General features: G+C 58.6%; 15 protein-coding genes and 1 tRNA gene. 10 read left to right on the forward strand and 6 right to left on the reverse strand.

Annotated features, from left to right (window positions below):
• Positions 1 to 15: 15 nt before the first annotated feature.
• From EGY12_RS03900 to hemW, 6 genes are read left to right on the forward strand one after another with little or no spacing between them, the layout of a single operon-like run.
• Positions 16 to 723 carry a YggS family pyridoxal phosphate-dependent enzyme gene (locus tag EGY12_RS03900; protein ID WP_123892634.1) on the forward strand — a complete coding sequence of 236 codons (708 nt, stop codon included), beginning with the start codon at positions 16 to 18 and terminating at the stop codon, positions 721 to 723.
• A 19-nt stretch (positions 724 to 742) separates the two neighbouring features.
• Positions 743 to 1,564: a pyrroline-5-carboxylate reductase gene (gene proC, locus EGY12_RS03905; protein WP_123892635.1), complete on the forward strand. Its 822-nt coding sequence runs from the start codon at positions 743 to 745 to the stop codon at positions 1,562 to 1,564.
• Positions 1,565 to 1,595: 31 nt separating this feature from the next.
• Positions 1,596 to 2,150: a YggT family protein gene (locus EGY12_RS03910; protein WP_033635944.1), complete on the forward strand. Its 555-nt coding sequence runs from the start codon at positions 1,596 to 1,598 to the stop codon at positions 2,148 to 2,150.
• Positions 2,147 to 2,437 (forward strand): DUF167 family protein YggU, encoded by a 291-nt coding sequence (gene yggU / locus EGY12_RS03915; RefSeq protein WP_033649585.1) that lies wholly within the window; start codon positions 2,147 to 2,149, stop codon positions 2,435 to 2,437. Before EGY12_RS03910 ends, yggU begins: the two co-directional genes overlap by 4 nt.
• A 17-nt stretch (positions 2,438 to 2,454) precedes the next feature.
• On the forward strand, positions 2,455 to 3,048 hold the full coding sequence (locus tag EGY12_RS03920; protein WP_038879287.1) for an XTP/dITP diphosphatase: 594 nt from the start codon (positions 2,455 to 2,457) through the stop codon (positions 3,046 to 3,048).
• Positions 3,041 to 4,183, forward strand: coding sequence for a radical SAM family heme chaperone HemW (gene hemW / locus EGY12_RS03925; protein WP_123892636.1), 1,143 nt, complete (start codon positions 3,041 to 3,043; stop codon positions 4,181 to 4,183). Before EGY12_RS03920 ends, hemW begins: the two co-directional genes overlap by 8 nt.
• Positions 4,184 to 4,220: 37 nt before the next feature.
• On the opposite strand, the gene EGY12_RS03930 is transcribed toward hemW, so the two are convergent.
• The 5 genes from EGY12_RS03930 to trmB form a co-directional block, all read right to left on the reverse strand.
• On the reverse strand, positions 4,221 to 4,655 hold the full coding sequence (locus EGY12_RS03930) for a DUF29 domain-containing protein (RefSeq protein WP_123892637.1): 435 nt from the start codon (positions 4,653 to 4,655) through the stop codon (positions 4,221 to 4,223).
• A 100-nt stretch (positions 4,656 to 4,755) separates the two neighbouring features.
• Positions 4,756 to 5,478: a DUF2884 domain-containing protein gene (locus EGY12_RS03935; protein ID WP_123892638.1), complete on the reverse strand. Its 723-nt coding sequence runs from the start codon at positions 5,476 to 5,478 to the stop codon at positions 4,756 to 4,758.
• Positions 5,479 to 5,508: 30 nt separating this feature from the next.
• Positions 5,509 to 6,432, reverse strand: a complete 924-nt coding sequence (gene glsB / locus EGY12_RS03940; protein ID WP_123892639.1) for a glutaminase B — start codon at positions 6,430 to 6,432, stop codon at positions 5,509 to 5,511.
• Between the two features lie 95 nt (positions 6,433 to 6,527).
• Positions 6,528 to 6,854: a YggL family protein gene (locus tag EGY12_RS03945; RefSeq protein WP_019456098.1), complete on the reverse strand. Its 327-nt coding sequence runs from the start codon at positions 6,852 to 6,854 to the stop codon at positions 6,528 to 6,530.
• Positions 6,854 to 7,573: a tRNA (guanosine(46)-N7)-methyltransferase TrmB gene (gene trmB / locus EGY12_RS03950; protein ID WP_048234670.1), complete on the reverse strand. Its 720-nt coding sequence runs from the start codon at positions 7,571 to 7,573 to the stop codon at positions 6,854 to 6,856. The genes EGY12_RS03945 and trmB overlap by 1 nt, the downstream gene beginning before the upstream one ends.
• A gap of 177 nt (positions 7,574 to 7,750) precedes the next feature.
• On the opposite strand from trmB, the gene mutY reads away from it, so the two are divergent.
• The 3 genes from mutY to mltC all read left to right on the forward strand — a co-directional run bounded on the left by mutY (position 7,751) and on the right by mltC (position 10,260).
• Entirely contained in the window at positions 7,751 to 8,851 is a 1,101-nt protein-coding gene (gene mutY, locus EGY12_RS03955; protein WP_253722928.1) for an A/G-specific adenine glycosylase, read from the forward strand.
• A complete protein-coding gene (locus EGY12_RS03960) occupies positions 8,848 to 9,120 on the forward strand; it encodes an oxidative damage protection protein (protein WP_004937404.1) in 273 nt (90 codons plus the stop codon). Before mutY ends, EGY12_RS03960 begins: the two co-directional genes overlap by 4 nt.
• Positions 9,121 to 9,183: 63 nt before the next feature.
• Positions 9,184 to 10,260 (forward strand): membrane-bound lytic murein transglycosylase MltC, encoded by a 1,077-nt coding sequence (gene mltC / locus EGY12_RS03965; RefSeq protein WP_123892641.1) that lies wholly within the window; start codon positions 9,184 to 9,186, stop codon positions 10,258 to 10,260.
• Positions 10,261 to 10,308: 48 nt separating this feature from the next.
• Here the strand turns inward: mltC and speF are convergent, their stop codons facing one another.
• The gene (speF, locus tag EGY12_RS03970; RefSeq protein ID WP_123895554.1) at positions 10,309 to 12,474 is read right to left on the reverse strand and encodes an ornithine decarboxylase SpeF; all 2,166 of its coding nucleotides are present in this window, start codon (positions 12,472 to 12,474) and stop codon (positions 10,309 to 10,311) included.
• Between the two features lie 706 nt (positions 12,475 to 13,180).
• Between speF and EGY12_RS03975 the strand changes: the two genes are divergently transcribed.
• Positions 13,181 to 13,256, forward strand: a tRNA-Phe gene (locus EGY12_RS03975).
• Positions 13,257 to 14,784 lie beyond the last annotated feature (1,528 nt).

The following is a 14,784-nucleotide window of genomic DNA, read 5'->3' on the forward strand; positions in this document are numbered from 1 at the left end:
TCTCCCGGGTCAATAATGAGCACTATCCAACAGAACCTGCAGGATGTCAGAAACCGCATCGCGGCCGCCGCGCAAAACTGCGCGCGGGCGCCAGAAGAAGTTGCCCTGCTTGCAGTCAGCAAAACCAAACCTGTGGCGGCGATCGAAGAAGCCATCGCCGCCGGCCAGCGCGCCTTCGGCGAGAACTACGTGCAGGAAGGGGTAGACAAGATCCGGCATTTCGCCGAGTCGCCGCAGGGCGGCGAGTTGGTGTGGCACTTTATTGGCCCGCTGCAATCCAATAAGAGTCGGCTGGTGGCGGAACACTTCACCTGGTGCCATACCGTGGATCGGCTGCGCATCGCCCAGCGCCTGAGCGATCAGCGCCCGGCCGACATGCCGCCGCTCAACGTGCTGATTCAGATCAACATCAGCGACGAGCAGAGTAAATCCGGCATCGCGTTGAGCGAACTGCCGGCGTTGGCCGAGGCAATCGCCGCTCTGCCGAACCTGACGCTGCGCGGTCTGATGGCCATCCCGGCGCCGGAAGCGGACTATCAGCGGCAGCTGGCGGTATTCAACCAGATGAACGACGCATTTCTCGCTCTGCGTCAGCGTTATCCGCAGGTCGATACGCTGTCGATGGGCATGACGGACGACATGGCGGCGGCGATCGCCGCTGGCAGCACACTGGTGCGCATCGGCACCGCAATTTTTGGCGCCCGCGACTACTCGCAGGCCTGACACACAGACGAGGGATTTGATGCAACATCGCAAGATTACCTTTATCGGCGCCGGCAACATGGCGCGTGCAATCATCGCCGGCCTGGTGGCGGGCGGCTATCCAGCCAAATCCATCAGCGTCTGCGCCCCTTCGCCGAAGAACCGTGACGCGCTGGCGGCGGACTACGGCATCGTCAGCAGCGGCGACAACGCCGCCTGCGCGCGCGAGGCCGACGTAGTCGTGCTGGCGGTCAAACCGCAGATGATGGCCGACGTGTGTCAGCCGCTGCGCGAACAGGTCGATTTCAGCGGCAAACTGGTGCTGTCGATCGCCGCCGGTATTCAGGTCAGCCGTTTCTATCAGCTGCTCGGCGACAAGCTGAACATCGTGCGCATCATGCCCAATACCCCGTCGCTGGTCGGCAAGGGCATGAGCGGATTGTTCGCACCGGAGCAGGTCAACCAGCAGGATCGCGACTACACCGGCGATTTAATGACGTCGGTCGGTAAAGTTTGCTGGGTCGGTGACGAAAATGGCATCAACGGCGTGATCGCCGCTGCGGGCAGCGCCCCGGCCTATTTCTTCCTGTTTATGGAGGCGATGCAGAAAGAGGCCGAACGCATGGGCTTCGACAGCCAGACCGCGCGCGATCTGGTGCAACAGGCCGCTTCCGGCGCCGCCGCGCTGGTTGAAGCCAACCCGAATACGCCGCTGGGCACGCTGCGCGAGCAGGTCACTTCCAAAGGCGGCACCACCGCCGAAGCGCTGCGGGTGTTCAACGAACGCCAACTGCCGGAAACCGTGGCGCAAGCGATGCAGGCCGCCGTTTCCCGTGCGCAAGAGATGGAAAAATTATTTTAAATAACCACGAGTTAAGGAGAAGGACCACTTCATGCTAACGCTGACTTTCCTGGTCAAGACCGTTATTGATCTGTACGTGATGGTGCTGTTGCTGCGCATTTGGATGCAATGGACGCGCACCGATTTTTACAACCCGTTCTCGCAGTTTGTGGTGAAGATCACCCAGCCGGTCGTCGGCCCGCTGCGCCGTATTATCCCGTCGCTGGGGCCTATCGACAGCGCTTCGCTGTTGCTGGCATTCCTGCTGATGACCATCAAGTACCCGCTGCTGCTGCTAATCCAGGGCGGCGCGATGTCGCTCAGCCCGTATAACCTGCTGTTCGGCCTGATCTCGCTGGTGAAATCCGCCGGCTACCTGATCTTCTGGGTGATGATCATTCGTGCGCTGATGAGCTGGATCAGTCAGGGCCGCAGCCCGATCGACTACGTGATGTACCAGCTGACCGAACCGTTGATGGCGCCGATCCGTCGCATCATCCCGGCGATGGGCGGCATCGACTTTTCCGCCATGGTGGTGATCCTGATCCTCTATCTGATCAACTACCTGGGCATGGATCTGTTCGGCGAGATCTGGTTCCTGCTGTGAGTGCAGTCACTCCCGTGCTGGACGGGCTGGCGATCAGGCTATATATTCAGCCGAAAGCCAGCCGCGACCAAATTATCGGCTTGCATGGCGACGAACTGAAAGTCGCCATCACCGCCCCGCCGGTCGACGGCCAAGCCAACGCCCATCTGATCAAGTTTATCGCCAAGCAGTTCAAAGTGGCGAAAAGCAGCGTCACCATCGAGAAAGGCGAACTGGGGCGGCATAAACAGTTACGCATCGTGAATCCGCAACAGATCCCCGCCGTGGTCGCGGCGCTCATCGAATAATTTTCAAGGTAGTCATTATGCAAAAAGTCGTTCTTGCCACCGGTAACCCGGGCAAAGTGCGCGAACTCGCCGACCTGTTGGCCGATTTCGGCCTGGACGTGGTCGCGCAAACCGATCTGGGCGTGGAATCCGCCGAAGAAACTGGCCTGACGTTTATCGAGAACGCCATTCTGAAAGCGCGCCATGCGGCGCAGGTCACCGGCCTGCCGGCGATCGCCGACGATTCCGGTCTGGCGGTAGACGCGCTGGGCGGCGCGCCGGGCATCTACTCCGCACGCTATGCCGGTGAAGACGCCGACGATCGGCAGAACCTCGATAAGCTGCTGGCGGCGCTGAAAGGCGTAGCGCCGGGCCGGCGCGGCGCGCAATTCCACTGCGTGCTGGTCTATCTGCGCCATGCGGAAGATCCGACGCCGCTGGTGTTCCACGGCAGCTGGGCCGGTGAGATCACCGAGCAAGCCGCCGGCGAAGGCGGCTTCGGTTACGATCCGGTCTTCTACGTGCCGGAGCTGGGCCGCACCGCCGCCGAGCTGAGCCGCGACGAGAAGCGGGCGATTTCGCACCGCGGCAAAGCGCTGAAGCTGATGTTGGAAGCCATGCGCAATGCTTAAGCTGCCCCCGCTGAGTCTCTATATCCACATCCCATGGTGCGTGCAGAAATGCCCGTACTGCGACTTCAACTCCCATGCGCTGAAGGGTGACGTGCCGCATCAGGAGTACGTCGATCATCTGTTGGCGGATCTGGATGCTGACCTGCCGCTGGCCGGCGGCCGGGAGATAAGCACCATCTTCATCGGCGGCGGCACCCCCAGCCTGCTGAGCGCCGAGGCGATGCAAGCCTTGCTGGACGGCGTGCGGGCGCGCATTCGCGTCGCAGACGACGCCGAAATCACCATGGAGGCCAACCCCGGCACCGTGGAGGCCGATCGCTTCAGCGGCTACCAGCGCGCCGGCGTCAACCGCATCTCCATCGGGGTGCAAAGCTTCAACGCCGAGAAGCTGAACCGTCTGGGGCGCATCCACGGCCCGGAAGAGGCCAAACGGGCAGCGACGCTGGCGACCGGCCTCGGCCTGCGCAGCTTCAACCTCGATCTGATGCACGGCCTGCCGGATCAGTCGCTGGAAGAAGCGTTGGACGATCTGCGCCAGGCTATCGCCCTCAATCCGCCGCACCTGTCGTGGTATCAGCTGACCATCGAACCGAACACCCTGTTCAGCTCACGCCCGCCGGTCTTGCCGGACGACGATGCGCTGTGGGACATCTTTGAGCGCGGCCACCAGCTGCTGAGCGCCGCCGGCTATCAGCAGTATGAAACCTCGGCCTACGCCAAGCCGGGCTATCAATGCCAGCACAACCTCAACTACTGGCGCTTCGGCGACTATCTGGGGATCGGCTGCGGCGCGCACGGCAAGGTGACCTTCAGCGACGGACGCATCCTGCGCACCGCCAAGACCAAGCACCCGCGCGGCTTTATGCGCGGCGACTACATGGACAAGCAGCATGAGGTGGTGGTGGCGGATCGGCCGTTCGAATTCTTCATGAACCGCTTCCGCCTGCTGGAAGCCGCGCCGCGCGCCGACTTCGTCAACTACACCGGGCTGGCGGAAAACGTCATTCGTCCGCAGTTGGACGAAGCGCTGGCCAAAGGCTATCTGGAAGAAACCGCGGAGCATTGGCAGATCACCGAGAAGGGCAAACTGTTCCTCAACTCGCTGCTGGAACTGTTCCTGGCGGACGACGAGTAAAAAAAAGCGCTGAATGATCAGCGCTTTTTTATTAGTGTTAATCCGGGTAAAACGTCTGAGACAGAATCTGCTGAGTTTCCCAGATGCCGTTTTCCGGATACACATCCAGCCCGGTTTCGGCCGTGGCGAGCGCAACGGCCTTCGACCAGACGACATCCAGCCAATCGGCATCGCTCAGTTTACCTTTTAGACTGGGCGACTCTTTCAAGCCGTAAAGCACCTCTTTGCGCTGCGCTTTAATCGTTCTTTCCCAGCTGGTTCCGCGCCTGGCCGGCTGATATTTCCATTTAAGCAAATGTGCAATCAGCACCGTCATCCGGCTAGCAAGTTCCCTTTGCTCGCTCTTCCCCACATCCTCAATCTCCTCGGCGATCTTTTCAATATCGATCTCAGACAATTTTCCGGAGCGCAAAAGAGCGGCCTGTTCATTTGCCCAGGCAACAACATCGGTTTCGTAACGTGTATGGCTCATAGCGTCCTCCGTAAACATCCATAAATCTGTACGTAGTTTGACCAGTCTGTCAGATAAGCTTCAGGAGGTCAAAAAACATACTACCGAGAGGGTTCTTAAATCATTTCAACGCCTTCAGCAGATCCTTGCGCTGGGTTTCCAGTGCGGTGACGCGGTTGCACACGTCGTGCCCGAAGTTCTGGAAGTCCTGCTCCTGGTTGTTCCATTCGTTCTGGATCGCCTTCTGCAAGCCGCCCAGGTTGCCCATGATCGCCTGCAGCGGGTTGCCGCCGCTGTTGGCGGCCTGTTTAACGCCCATCTCGTTCAGGCTGTCCTGCAGCACGCCGCCCATGCTCTGCTGCACGATATTGCGGCCGTCCTGCTCCACCTGGTCGATCGCCTTATGGTGGAAGGTCAGGCCGTCGCTGCGGTGTTCGATGATGCGGTTCATCTGCTGTTTCAGCTGGCCGTTCAGGGTGGTCAGCCGGTTGCGCACGTTGCTGTTGCTGCCCAACTCTTTGACGATCACCTTATCCAACGCCGCGCGCGCTTTCTCCAGATGCTTCTGCGCGCCGTCGTCGATCCACGGCAGCTGCTTACGCAGCGCGCTCTGGTAACTGAAGGCTTTCTGCCGCTGGCTGTCGCTCAGGCTCAGCGCCTGGCCGTTGCGGATCACGTCGCCATCCGGCGAAATTTGCAGGTCGCCGCTGGCGCCTTTCACCTGCACGCTCTGCGGGCTGATGATCACATCATCCTGGGGTTTAACGCTGCATTGGTACTCGGCGTGGGCCTGTGCGACAGTCGCCGCCAGCAGCAGTAAGGCTAACCCGGTTTTCTTCAACATAGCTTCTCCTGACTCCCATCCAGATTGGGATTAAAAAATCGAACGACCGATACGTTGAGACAACAGTTCCAGTGCCGCAGTTCCCGCCAGCGAGTTACCGGAAGCATCCAGCTCCGGCGACCAGACGACGATCGACAGCTCGTCCGGCACGATGGCCACGATACCGCCGCCCACGCCGGACTTGCCCGGCATCCCCACCCGATAGGCGAATTCGCCGGCGCCGTCGTACATGCCGCAGGTCATCATCAGGGCGTTGATCTGCCGAGCCTGCAGCGGGCTGATCACCGCTTCGCCGTTGAGATCGCGCCCGTGATTGGCCAGATAGACGAAGCTGCGCGCCAGCTCCACGCAGCTCATGCGCAGCGCGCAGTAGTGGAAATAGGTTTGCAGCACGGTGATCACGTCGTTTTCGAAGTTGCCGAACGACTTCATCAGATAGGCGATGGCCGCATTGCGATCGGAGTGTTCGAACTCGGAGCGCGCCACCCGCAGGTCATAGGCCAGGTCGTCTTCGCCGGCCAGCTGGCGCACCACCTCCAGCATGCGCTGTTTGGGGGCGCTGAGCCGGGTTTGCAGCATGTCGCACACCACCAGCGCGCCGGGGTTGATAAACGGATTGCGCGGTTTACCCTGCTCCATCTCCAGCTGCAGCAGCGAGTTGAACGGCAGGCCGGAGGGCTCTTTGCCGACGCGCCGCCAGATCTCAGGCTCCTGATAGCGCGTCAGCGCCAGCGTCAGGCTCAGCACTTTGGAGATCGACTGAATGGAGAAGCGCTCCGCGGCGTCGCCGGCCTGGAACAGTTCGCCGTCCACCGTGCAGACGGCGATCGCCAGCCGATCGGCAGGCACTTCCGCCAACGCCGGGATGTAGTCGGCCACTTTCCCCTGGCCAATCAGCGGGCGCACCTGTTGCAGGATCTCCTCCAGCAACGCGTTATCCAATGTTGTTACCACCTCGGTCACACTCCGGGCAAAACAAAGGCGCCGTTAAGGCACCTTAGATCAATAAAACGGCGCGGCGCGAAGCCGCGCTCATCGGGCAAGCGCGATCAATCCCACCAGATATCGAACAGATCGCTGACCTTAACATCGGTCAGTTTGCGCGCTTCCAGCCAGTTTTTCACCAGCTCGCGCTGCTCGTCGGTGCAGTGGCCGATCTTCTGCAGGCAGATCAGACCTTCCCACTGCAGGTAGCCGCTGCCGTCAAACGCCAGGCCGTTCGGCTCGATCACTTCATCGATGAAGGTATCCAGCGTGCTGTCGATGTCTTCCACCGACGTGCCTTCGGCGAAGCGCCAGGCTACGGAGAAACCCAGCTCCTGAAATTCTTCAATGTGCAACTTTTTACGTAAACGACGACTGCGGTTCTTAGCCATTATTCTTTCCTCTCAAACATCAAGTCCCAAACGCCATGTCCCAGGCGCTGGCCGCGTAATTCAAACTTCGTCAGTGGGCGCGAATCCGGACGCGGCACGTAATCATTATCGCTGGAAAGATTACGGTAGCCTGCGACCCCGTTCATAACCTCTAACATATGTTCCGCATAAGGTTGCCAATCGGTGGCCATGTGGAAGACGCCGCCGGTCTTCAGCTTGCGCAGCACCAGTTCGACAAACGGCGTTTGCACGATGCGGCGCTTGTTGTGGCGCGCCTTGTGCCACGGATCGGGGAAGAACAGCTGCACCATGTCCAGCGAGCCGTCCGGGATCATGTTTTCCAGCACCTCAACCGCGTCGTGGCACATCACGCGCAGGTTGCTCAGCTTCGCCTCGTGGGCGTCGGCCAGGCAGGCGCCCACGCCCGGCGAGTGCACTTCGATCCCTAAAAAGTTCTGCTGCGGGTTGTTGCCCGCCATGGTCACCAGCGAGGCGCCCATGCCAAAACCGATCTCCAGCACCGTCGGCGCATCGCGGCCGAACAGCGCAGCGAGATCGACAGCTTCAGCCTGATACTCCACGCCCATCACCGGCCAATAGTTCTCCAGCGCGTGCTGCTGGCCTTTGGTCAGCCGCCCCTGGCGGCGGACAAAACTGCGGATACGGCGCATCGCGCGGCCGTTCTCATCAAATTCCGGGGAGATGACGTCATTAATCATAGTGCTTTCTGTCTGTTTGGCTGCCAATTAGGGAAACGCGCATTATGCAAAGATACATTGGTTTAGCAAGTGTTCATCTTCTGTACCCGCCGTGCGGCGTCGGAAAGTTCCGGTTTACAGCACCATGACTCTATGCTGCAATCTCGCTTCATTTTCTGCCGGATAACGACGCTGCTCATGATGCAAGCACAACAATTCGCACAGGTGGTGCTTGACTGGTACCAGCGCTACGGCCGCAAGACCCTGCCGTGGCAGCTGGAAAAAACCGCCTATCAAGTATGGCTCTCCGAGGTGATGTTGCAACAAACCCAGGTTGCCACCGTCATTCCTTATTTTCAGCGCTTTATGGCCCGTTTTCCCAACGTGCGCGCGCTGGCGGAGGCCCCGCTGGACGAAGTGCTGCATCTGTGGACCGGCCTCGGCTATTACGCCCGCGCCCGCAACCTGCACAAGGCGGCGCAAACCATTGTCGCACAGCACGGCGGCGAGTTCCCGACAACCTTCGCAGAAATCGCCGATTTACCGGGCGTTGGCCGCTCCACCGCCGGCGCAGTGCTGTCGTTGGCGCTGGGCCAACACTATCCTATCCTCGACGGCAACGTGAAGCGCGTGCTGGCCCGCTGCTACGCGGTGGAAGGCTGGCCAGGCAAGAAAGAAGTCGAAAACCGACTGTGGAAAATCAGCGAAGAGGTCACCCCGGCGCAGGGCGTCGGCCAGTTTAACCAGGCGATGATGGATCTGGGCGCGATGGTCTGCACCCGCTCAAAACCCAAGTGCGAACTCTGCCCGCTCAACGTTGGCTGCCTGTCTTACGCCAACCACAGTTGGGCCAACTACCCAGGCAAGAAACCCAAGCAGACCCTGCCGGAAAAAACCGCCTACTTCTTATTGCTGCAGCATGGCGACCGCGTGTGGCTGGAGCAACGCCCGGCGGTGGGCCTGTGGGGTGGCCTGTTCTGCTTCCCGCAGTTCAGCGCGCGCGTGGATTTGGAACTCTGGCTGCAGCAGCGCGGTCTGAAAGGCAAGCGCCTGGAGCAGCTGACCGCGTTTCGCCACACGTTCAGCCATTTCCACCTCGATATCGTGCCGATGTGGCTGTCGCTCGATGCCGCGGGCAGCGGCATGGATGAGGGCACAGGTCTCTGGTATAACTTAGCGCAGCCGCCGTCGGTCGGGCTGGCAGCGCCGGTGGATCGCCTGTTGCAACAGCTGGCGAAGCAGCCCCCGATCCAACAAAACTTATATGGCGATAGCGCCATCGATGAGGAATTAGCATGAGCCGCACCATTTTTTGTACTTTCCTGCAGCGCGACGCCGAAGGCCAGGACTTCCAGCTTTATCCCGGCGACGTCGGCAAACGCATCTACAACGAGATCTCCAAGGAAGCCTGGGGCGAGTGGATGAAGAAGCAGACCATGCTGATCAACGAGAAGAAGCTGAACATGATGAACGTGGATGACCGCAAGCTGCTGGAAGAGGAAATGATCAAGTTCCTGTTCGAAGGGCACGACGTGCACATCGAAGGCTATACGCCGCCGAGCGAATAACGCTGTTGGGGCCAGGCGCTGGCCCGCTTCAACCCTCTTATACTTCTTCCAAACGGCTTTAAGATGAAGAAAATTTTAGCTTTGCTCGTAATAGCGCCTTTGCTGATCTCCTGTTCCGGCAAAAAAAGTGAAGAAATCAACGAAGCCTGGATTAAAGATACCAACGGCTTCGACATTCTGATGGGCCAATTCGCCCACAACATCGAGAACATCTGGGGTCTGAACGAAGTTCTGATCGCGGGGCCAAAAGACTACGTCAAATATACCGACCAATACCAAACCCGCAGCCATATCAACTTCGACACCGGCGCCATTACCATCGAGACCATCGCCACCACCGATCCGGCCGCGCACCTGCGCCAGGCGATCATCAGCACGCTGCTGATGGGTGACGATCCGGGTTCCATCGATCTCTATTCCGATGCCAACGATATCCAGATCAGCAAAGAGCCGTTCCTGTACGGCCAGGTGCTGGATAACAAGGGCGCACCGATCCGCTGGGAATGGCGCGCGGCGCACTTCGCCGATTACCTGCTGCAGACCAAGCTGCAAAAACGCACCTCCGGCCTGCACGTGATCTACTCGGTCACCATCCAGCTGGTGCCGAACCACCTGGACAAACGTGCGCACAAATACCTGCCGATGGTGCGCAAGGCGTCGGAAAAATACGGCGTGGATGAGTCGCTGATCCTGGCGATCATGCAGACCGAATCGAGCTTCAACCCGTATGCGGTGAGCGGTTCGGACGCGCTGGGCCTGATGCAGGTGGTGCAGCACACCGCCGGTAAGGATGTGTTCCAGATGCGCGGCAAATGGGGCACCCCGAGCCGCAGCTACCTGTTCGATCCGGAGAACAACATCGACACCGGCACCGCCTATCTGGCGATCCTGCAGAACAACTACCTGGGCGGCATTCAGAATCCGACCTCACGCCGCTATGCGGTGATCACCGCTTACAACGGCGGTGCCGGCAGCGTGCTGCGGGTGTTCTCCAGCGACAGAACGCGCGCGGTGGGCATCATCAACAGCATGCAGCCTGGCGACGTGTACCAAACGCTGACCACCAAGCACCCGGCCGCCGAGTCCCGCCGCTATCTGGTGAAAGTGAATACCGCGCAGAAGAGCTACCGCAGGAAGTAGCGCTTCCCGCGTGGAGAGAAGAAGGGCCGGTGCGAACCGGCCCTTTTTTTATGACTTGATCATATAGCCGAAGATGCGCTTCCAGCCGTGATCTTTTTTCTCGATGTAGACCCCCTGCAGCTCCGGCGAGAAGCCCGGCAGGCGGTTGATGCCCTCTTCCAGCGCCAGGAAATAGCGCTGCACCGCGCCGCCCCACACTTCGCCCGGCACCACGCACAGCACGCCCGGCGGGTACGGCAAGGCCCCCTCCGCCGCGATGCGCCCTTCCGCCTGGCCAATAGGCACCAGCTCGACGTTATCGCGGATAAACTCCACGTTGGCGTCCTGCGGATTCATCACCACCGGCGGGAAATGCTCCTGACGGAACATTTCCTTTTGCAGCTGTTTGACGTCGAAGCTGACGTACAGATCGTGCATCTCCTGGCACAGCCGGCGAATGCTGTAGCCGCGGTAGCGCTGCTCGTTCTTGCGGTACACCGTCGGCAGCACCACGCTCAGCGGCGCGTCCTCTTCAACATAGCGCTCGAACTGCACCAGCATCTCCACCAGTTGCTCCATCTTGGCCGGGTTTTCCGCCGGGGTCAGCAGGAACAGGATCGAGTTGAGATCGCACTTCTCCGGCACGATGCCGTTCTCGCGCAGGAAGTTGGCCAGAATGGTGGCCGGCACGCCGAACTCCGTGTATTGGCCGGTCGCGGCGTCGATGCCCGGCGTGGTCAGCAGCAGCTTGCACGGATCCACCAAATACTGATCCTGGGCATAACCTTCGAAACCGTGCCACGTTTCCCCCGGCACGAAGGTGAAGAAGCGCGCGTCGTTGGCGATAAGGTCAGTATCGTGATCCTGCCAATCTTTGCCCGCCACCTGCTGCGGAATAAACGGCCTCAGCTGCGAGCAGCGCTTGAGCAACTGTTTGCGAGTCTCGATGCCCAATTTGACGCAGTCCATCCACATGCGGCGCCCGGCGGGGCCGGCGTGCATCTTGGCGTTGACGTCCAGCGCGGCGAACAGCGGATAGAACGGGCTGGTCGACGCATGCAGCATGAACGCGTTGTTCAGGTGCTTGTGGTTGCAGTGGCGCTTTTGCCCTTTGATATGGTCGTCTTTCTTGTGGATCTGCGAGGTCTGCGAGAACCCCGCCTGCTGTTTATGCACCGACTGGGTGACGAAAATGCCCGGATCGTGTTCGTCCAGCTCCAGCAGCAGTGGCGAGCATTCTTTCAGCATCGGAATAAAACCTTCGTAACCCACCCAGGCGGAGTCGAACAGGATGTAGTCGCACAGGTGGCCGATGGTGTCGATCACTTGGCGAGCGTTGTAAATCGTGCCGTCGTAAGTACCAAGCTGAATGATCGCCAGCCGGAACGGCCGCGCCGCCGAGGCTTTCTCCGGCGCCACTTCGCGGATCTGCTCGCGCAGGTAGCGCTCGTCGAAGCAGTGCGCATCGACGCCGCCGATAAAGCCGAACGGGTTGCGGGCGGTTTCCAGATACACCGGCGTGGCACCGGCCTGAATCAGCGCCCCGTGGTGGTTGGATTTATGGTTGTTGCGATCGAACAGCACCAGATCGCCACGGGTCAGCAGCGCGTTGGTCACCACCTTGTTGGCCGCCGAGGTGCCGTTGAGCACGAAGTAGGTTTTATCGGCGTTGAACACCCGCGCCGCGTGCTTTTGCGCATCCTTGGCCGAGCCTTCGTGGATCAGCAGATCGCCCAGCTTGACGTCGGCGTTGCACATGTCGGAACGAAACAGGGTCTCACCGTAGAAATCGAAGAACTGCCGGCCGGCCGGGTGTTTACGGAAGAACTCGCCGCCCTGATGCCCCGGGCAGGCGAAGGTCGAATTTTCCATCTCGACGTAGGTCTTCAGCGTTTTGAAGAACGGCGGCAGCAGCGCCTGCTCGTAGGCGTCGGCGGCGGCCTCCAGCTGCGCCATATAGAACGGCTTGCTGGCGCCGGCCAGCAGCGCGAAAACCCCACTGACAAACGGCAGATAGTCCGGGGACAGATGCTCGTCCCCTTCCACCGCCACGAAGGTCGGAATGTCGAACCCCGTCGCCTGCAAGCGCGCCAGAATGCCGGCGTTCACGTCGGCGACCGACACCACCACCGCCGCCACGTCGGTGTAGTCCGTCTGCTCTACGCGCACGATCTGGCGCAGCGTCTCAATGGTGGCGACCAGGCTGGCGCTGGTCGCGATTTTCAATTCTTTCATCATGCTGACTCTCAAACGGTGAAGGATGAGGGTGTGCCACCGGCACGGTAATGAGATAACGCGGTTATCCCGGTAAAAGCGATACCCGGGCACGGCAGCATAAGCGGCGTGCGTGACCGGCTCATGATCGGGGATCATCAGGCGGCTATCGGGAGAACTGGTCTTGGCAGCGTCCGACAGGCATCAGTAAAATCAGGGCCGCAGCGCTGGCTTTACGCATGCCTAACAGCGAGCATCAGGCGGCCTTACCGCATGGCCGGCAGGCGTATTCGGGCGGCTGACGTGCGAAGGAGGCAACGGCGGAACGGTGGCGGCGTCAGATGTCTGGTGCGCAGCAGCGCTTGAGCAACAAAACCAGTCATGCCAATAACCCTCTGACTTATAAGAAGCGGGAACACCGTCAGGGAACGGAGAGTGCTAAAATTTGCGCAATGATTGCATGATTCGTTGTGGGGTTCAAGCAAGAATCGCCTTGATTTAGCGTTCATTAATCAAGAAATAACTTATTGTTATTTAATAAATAATATCATAGAAACTCATCTTGATGCTGGTATAAATACACGTTTTATATGCATATTTATTGAATGCCAATATCCCTCTTCCCGCTACCCCGCCGAGCTCGCTGCCTGAAAATAGAGCAACCGATCGGCTTTGTGACAGAAAGCGATTGACGCCACCCGGCCAATACGGTTTAATGCGCCCCGTTGCCCGGATAGCTCAGTCGGTAGAGCAGGGGATTGAAAATCCCCGTGTCCTTGGTTCGATTCCGAGTCCGGGCACCATATTCAGAAAACCCAGCCTATGGCTGGGTTTTTGCTTTTCAGGGACAGGACTCTTCATCGAACTGCGTTCGATTATTCGGCCCAAAGGCCTCACCCTGCGGGCCAGCGCTAAAGCGCTGTTCAACGCGGCGCAAGCGCCAGTTGTCCGAGTCCGGGCACCATATTCAGAGAACCCAGCCTATGGCTGGGTTTTTGCTTTTCAAGGACAGGACTCTTCATCGAACTGCGTTCGATTATTCGGCCCAAAGGCCTCACCCTGCGGGCCAGCGCTAAAGCGCTGTTCAACGCGGCGCAAGCGCCAGTTGTCCGAGTCCGGGCACCATATTCAGAGAACCCAGCCTATGGCTGGGTTTTTGCTTTTCAGGGACAGGACTCGTCATCGAACTGCGTTCGATTATTCGGCCCAAAGGCCTCACCCTGCGGGCCAGCGCTAAAGCGTTGTTCAACGCGGCGCAAGCGCCAGTTTTCCGAGTCCGATCGCCCTATTTAGAAAAACCGCCCAAAAGGCGTTTTTTCCTTTTTAGGATTCACGCTACCTGACCGTACAGGTTCTGATAGATAAAACAACGTCTGCATTATTAGAATATTTCTCAGCCGCCAACCACCGTGCAAAAGTTCAGCTTTTTCTGCAAAACCGGCAGTCAAAAAGTGGAGTATCCCAGCATGACTTTGGACAATGCATTGCCCTGCCCAGGGCAAATTTGTCGGCATCGGGTACTATATAATGACACTCTTCTGACCAGAAGGGAGTTAACGGAATGCCGCGAGCAAATATATCGGAACAATAAAATTAATTATTTACAGATAAGTTGACGTACTGATAATAAAAAAGAGACTCAATTACATCATCGCGTATCTCGTAATAATGAAGGGATTATGGCATTTCCTGGATTACATGAGATTTTAGCGCTGGCAGCATAGCACGAGCTTCAATGTGCTTTTGCTGCGTGAGGTGTTGAATGAGACGCTGATCCTCGACTGATTTCTACCGCCACCATGAGCATTTCGACTTTTAAAATGCAATCCTATTCATTCCTGTGATCCGGCAACGGTTTCGCACTGGCTGAAGTGTAGAAAGGTGCCGAATTAACGGCGGTATTTTTGTTGTCGTGGCGGTGAACGTCCACCGAACTGATTGCCGGATAGGGCTTGTTCACTTCGCCGTCGCGGCCAGAATCTTTCAAACCCAGCTCAAAAAACCTTCTTTTCCTGACAAACTCAGTCCCGCGCAAATTCAACAAACGGTAAACCAGCGAGTTAAAGCGAACAATCCGCGTACATCGCTTTATGCCACTGGGGGTAAAATCTTACGGTGATGAACGGTAACAACAATGGGAAACGTGCGGCCGCCCCGAGAAACGGGTTTAACCTCTCCTGCATAAAACCATATAACCATTTGAATAAATTAACAAAAAATAAATAAATTAGCCGATTTCATAATTTCACTTTCGATTTCATCTTTTCCAAAAGCGCCTGCCTTCTAATATCACGTTATTTCACCTTCTCAGCGCCTATTTTAAGGTTATTC

Source organism: Serratia sp. FDAARGOS_506 (genome assembly GCF_003812745.1).
Lineage (GTDB): Bacteria > Pseudomonadota > Gammaproteobacteria > Enterobacterales > Enterobacteriaceae > Serratia.

Coding starts and splice junctions, on each gene's coding strand:
- EGY12_RS03935 (WP_123892638.1), bottom strand. CDS start 5,478: ATGTTGAAGAAAACCGGGTTAGCCTTACTGCTGCTGGCGGCGACTGTC.
- hemW (WP_123892636.1), top strand. CDS start 3,041: ATGCTTAAGCTGCCCCCGCTGAGTCTCTATATCCACATCCCATGGTGC.
- speF (WP_123895554.1), bottom strand. CDS start 12,474: ATGAAAGAATTGAAAATCGCGACCAGCGCCAGCCTGGTCGCCACCATT.
- proC (WP_123892635.1), top strand. CDS start 743: ATGCAACATCGCAAGATTACCTTTATCGGCGCCGGCAACATGGCGCGT.
- EGY12_RS03945 (WP_019456098.1), bottom strand. CDS start 6,854: ATGGCTAAGAACCGCAGTCGTCGTTTACGTAAAAAGTTGCACATTGAA.
- mltC (WP_123892641.1), top strand. CDS start 9,184: ATGAAGAAAATTTTAGCTTTGCTCGTAATAGCGCCTTTGCTGATCTCC.
- mutY (WP_253722928.1), top strand. CDS start 7,751: ATGATGCAAGCACAACAATTCGCACAGGTGGTGCTTGACTGGTACCAG.
- EGY12_RS03910 (WP_033635944.1), top strand. CDS start 1,596: ATGCTAACGCTGACTTTCCTGGTCAAGACCGTTATTGATCTGTACGTG.
- EGY12_RS03920 (WP_038879287.1), top strand. CDS start 2,455: ATGCAAAAAGTCGTTCTTGCCACCGGTAACCCGGGCAAAGTGCGCGAA.
- trmB (WP_048234670.1), bottom strand. CDS start 7,573: ATGATTAATGACGTCATCTCCCCGGAATTTGATGAGAACGGCCGCGCG.
- EGY12_RS03900 (WP_123892634.1), top strand. CDS start 16: ATGAGCACTATCCAACAGAACCTGCAGGATGTCAGAAACCGCATCGCG.
- EGY12_RS03930 (WP_123892637.1), bottom strand. CDS start 4,655: ATGAGCCATACACGTTACGAAACCGATGTTGTTGCCTGGGCAAATGAA.
- EGY12_RS03960 (WP_004937404.1), top strand. CDS start 8,848: ATGAGCCGCACCATTTTTTGTACTTTCCTGCAGCGCGACGCCGAAGGC.